We start from the raw sequence: 3,904 nt of genomic DNA, 5'->3' as shown, positions 1-3,904 counted from the left end.
CATCACCATCTGCAAATACTAATGTGATTTCAGTACCTTTATCCTGTGCCTTAACAGCACTTCCACTCTCACTACCGCCCTGAGCGAAGAGAGAAAAACTAAGGAGCGCAACAAGCGCAATTGTTAGTAATTTTTTCATGTCTTTTCTCCTTTTTTTATCTATGATTCAATTCTCACATCGGTTTTTTAACTTCACAATAGCGCCTTTTTTTGATGAATGTAGGCATTTTTAAGATTCTCATATTGAAATGCAAAAATATCTGAATACAGCCCTCGTCCTGTTAAATCCTGAGTACAGATTGCAATCATGCTACCTGTAAACCATCCTTCAAAGCACGCCTCATCACTTAAGAAACTTCCATCAAGGTTAGCCATTAATTCAACATATTCACCATTTCCAACCTTATATGAAAAGGTAAAATAGAAGTTGTTAGCACTCACTCTTAAGGTGATTGGTTCATTAGAATCTATCTTGATATAAGGAGTAAGATACTCATATTTTTTATTTTCAGCCTTTAGAAGAGTAATACACTTTCCTGCATCTTCATCATGAGTAATATGGAGATAGAAATAGTTATCGGTATCATACATAACTGCTAAGCCAGACATCTGCTTAAAACACTCTGGTTCAAAAGAAAGGGTTAACTCAGCACTAAAGTCCATCTCTTCAATTCTCCTGGCAATAAGCGATTGAGAGAAAAAGCTAGATAGCCCAGAGCGGCCATACATCCTAAGCACATTTTTATCAGGAAGATACTTCATATAGTGCTCTGTCATTGGAACTCTAAGACTCTGCCAGGAAGCATCCAGGGAAGAAAAGTCAGCGACATAAACATCTTGTTCCTTTTTTTCTACATTTAAAGGCACTTCAATTGGAGGAAGAACTCCCCCATCTACCCTTGGCCACCCATCATCATCCCAAAGAAGATGAACAATTGCTGTTTCACGCCCAAGTGGATAGCGTCTTGCACCAGGAAAACGAGGATGGTTAAGAACTCTAGCTTCTCCATCTGGGTTATATCTATCTGAAGGACGTGCTGTTATATGTACCATATACCATTCACCTTCTGGAGTAGTTACAACACAACCATGACCTGATTTTTGAAGTGGGTACTCTGGATTTTGTCTTGAAGTAAGAATTGACCACGCCTCCCCTGGACTACGTTTAATATAAGAAGGGTGATGCATCTCATAAGGACCAAACACATTACGACTCCTTAGAACACTTTCTCCATGACCTTCACCTGTACCAGTATCAGCTGCAAAGAGGTAATACCATCCATCCTTTTTTATAATATGAGGCCCTTCAAGAAAAATTTCAGAGGAAGCATATATTTCCTTTGCATCCCCTATACGTTGGAATGTTTTACTATCAAGCTCCTCAATAAGTAGTCTTCCTTGATACTTCTTTGGAACTCTATGGTCAGTAACCATTGAAATTAGATACTTTCTTCCGTCATCATCATGAAAGAGAGATGGATCAAAACCAAAGCCATCAATTTTTACAGAATCAGACCAAGGCCCATCAATTGAAGTTGAGGTTACAATGAAGTTTTCTGTATCATACATATTAACGTAATATGCCTTTACAACTGTATAGCAAAGGTAAAACGTTCCATTATCATATGTAAGACATGGAGCCCAAATACCTTGAGTAATTCCAACTCCTCTTAAATCAAGTTTTTTTGGATCTGTTAATATGTATCCATAATCATTCCAATTCACAAGGTCTCTAGAGTGAGAAATCTTAACACCTGGCCACCATTCAAAAGTTGAAGTTGCTATATAGTAATCATCACCTACCCTAATTATCGATGGATCGGGGTTAAATCCTCTTAAAATGGGATTAGTTGCTTTTGCCATGTTTCCTCCTTATTTTTTTTCTATTTAAACATTAGGAAAGTTCAAGCGCAACAATATGTTAAAAAACCCGATACAAAGCTAAAAAACAAACAATTGCTTACTCTTCTTTAGTAGCTGAAAATTAATACAGGAGGAACATATGGATAAAAAGGAAGTACTTAATACACTATCGCAAATAGAAAATAAATTTGCAGATGCACTTAAAAAGCATAAAGGAACACTCCCTGCAGTTTCTAAAGATGGAGTTTATGATAATAGATTAGATCTCTCTGTTAACTGGACTATAGACAATGGTCCTGCTTGGTGGACTAACGGTTTTTGGGGAGGAATATTTAACCAGCTATATGCACTAACTGGTAAGAAAGAATATCTTGATGAAGCTAGAGAATCAAGAAAGCTAATTGATACCTGCTTTCTCTCTGAATACTATACAGGACTACACCACGATGTAGGTTTTATGTGGCTTCCTACAGCTGTAGCTGACTATATAATGACAGGAGATGAAGAAGCCAAACGTAGAGGTCTGCTTGCAGCTCAGCTTTTAGCTGGAAGATATAATCCTCAGGGAGAATTTATTAGAGCTTGGAATGATATCGTTCCTGGGGATAAATCTAATAAGGGTTGGGTTATCATCGACAGCATGCTTAATATTTCAATTCTTTACTGGGCTACAAAGGTCACAAATGATCCTCGCTTTGCTCATATCGCAGAGCCTCATGCAACAACTGTTATGAACGCTTTTATTAGAGAAGATGGATCAGTAAGACACATTGTTGAGTTTGATGCGGATAAAGGTGGCTTTGTTTGCGACTACGGTGGACAAGGTATGAAACAAGGTTCATCTTGGACACGTGGTCAAAGCTGGGGTATCTACGGCTTTACTAATAGTTATACTCATACAGGCAGAAAAGACTTTTTAGATGCAGCCGTAAAAATTGCAGATCATGTAATATCTGTAATTCCAGAGTCATATCTCATCCCTGTTGATTTTGATCAAGATAAAAACCTTTCATTTGAAGACTCAACAGCAGCGGCAGTAATTGCATGTGGTCTTATTGAACTCGACAAATATGTTCCTGGTAAAGGTTACAAAGAAACAGCTGAAAAGCTTATTGAAGTATTAACTAATCAAAGAGCTGATTTTTCTTTAGAAAGAGATGGAATACTCCAACGTTGTACAGGCTCCTTTAATGGCTTAAATGATAGAGAGGTTAACTTCGTCTATGCAGATTACTACTATCTTGAAGCTTTAATGAAACTTGCAGGTAAGGATGTAATGTTCTGGTAAAAACAATAAATAGTTAAAATGGCTGGCTATCACATAATAATAATGGGATAATCAGCCATTTTATATATAAAAAACTAGAAAATGGTTGATTATCAAGGAACTATCTTATTATTGAAATCCATTAATAATTATTAGGTAGTTAAAAAAAATCTTTAACACAAAATCCTAAGGCTGTAGCTGTTAGTGGTCATAATACAGATGAGCTACAAGATAATCAGAAAATGATGCATATCCAAGTTTTCTTTTTCTTGCAATCATATTAGCCCAGATGGTATTTCCTTGAGATTCATTGATATATCCAGCATCAAGCGCCATCTTCATGATATCACCTGTTGTAATGTGAGAAAGTCCATATTCTTTAACATAGACAGCGATATCTCTCAAATTATTGCTAGCGATTATACCTTGCTTTTCCTTTGCAAGCGAAATAGAAGCAGCTTCTCCACGACCGATGATTTTATTTCCTGGATCAGGATGAGTTGTAAGCTTTCGATAAAGTTCATATGTAGCTGTACCGACCGTAATGTTTTCAATTGTTGCATCTCCGGCTTGGAGCATTAAATCGACTTGTGCCTTTAATCCCTTAACACGATTCACACTAGGATGAGATAGCTCATCATACACTTCCTTGGGAATTACAATTCTCCCAGGAAACAACTTTGAGAGAATACTTTCATTATCTACCCACAGAAAAGCAGAAATACAATCTGTATCAAAGAAAAGTGACTCAGTCAATTAATTCACCGCCTTCCT

3 protein-coding genes are annotated in these 3,904 nt (G+C 36.9%); 1 reads left to right on the top strand and 2 read right to left on the bottom strand.

All coding sequences use genetic code 11. The features are described from left to right. Window positions 1-192 precede the first annotated feature (192 nt). Window positions 193-1,863: a family 43 glycosylhydrolase gene (locus tag SOY52_RS06400; RefSeq protein ID WP_320848135.1), complete on the bottom strand. Its 1,671-nt coding sequence runs from the start codon at window positions 1,861-1,863 to the stop codon at window positions 193-195. A gap of 139 nt (window positions 1,864-2,002) precedes the next feature. On the opposite strand from SOY52_RS06400, the gene SOY52_RS06395 reads away from it, so the two are divergent. After that, entirely contained in the window at window positions 2,003-3,151 is a 1,149-nt protein-coding gene (locus SOY52_RS06395) for a glycoside hydrolase family 88 protein (RefSeq protein WP_320848134.1), read from the top strand. A 180-nt stretch (window positions 3,152-3,331) separates the two neighbouring features. Here the strand turns inward: SOY52_RS06395 and SOY52_RS06390 are convergent, their stop codons facing one another. Next, the gene (locus tag SOY52_RS06390) at window positions 3,332-3,886 is read right to left on the bottom strand and encodes a hypothetical protein (protein ID WP_320848133.1); all 555 of its coding nucleotides are present in this window, start codon (window positions 3,884-3,886) and stop codon (window positions 3,332-3,334) included. Window positions 3,887-3,904 lie beyond the last annotated feature (18 nt).

It is taken from the genome of Bullifex sp. (assembly GCF_034103065.1).
Classification (GTDB): Bacteria; Spirochaetota; Spirochaetia; order Sphaerochaetales; family Sphaerochaetaceae; genus Bullifex.
The sequence above is the reverse complement of the archived record's forward strand: the minus strand, read 5'-3'. Positions and strand labels throughout refer to the sequence as shown.

Bases quoted from the DNA above. Each gene is read 5' to 3' on its own strand.
- SOY52_RS06400 (WP_320848135.1), bottom strand. From the start codon at position 1,863: ATGGCAAAAGCAACTAATCCCATTTTAAGAGGATTTAACCCCGATCCA.
- SOY52_RS06395 (WP_320848134.1), top strand. From the start codon at position 2,003: ATGGATAAAAAGGAAGTACTTAATACACTATCGCAAATAGAAAATAAA.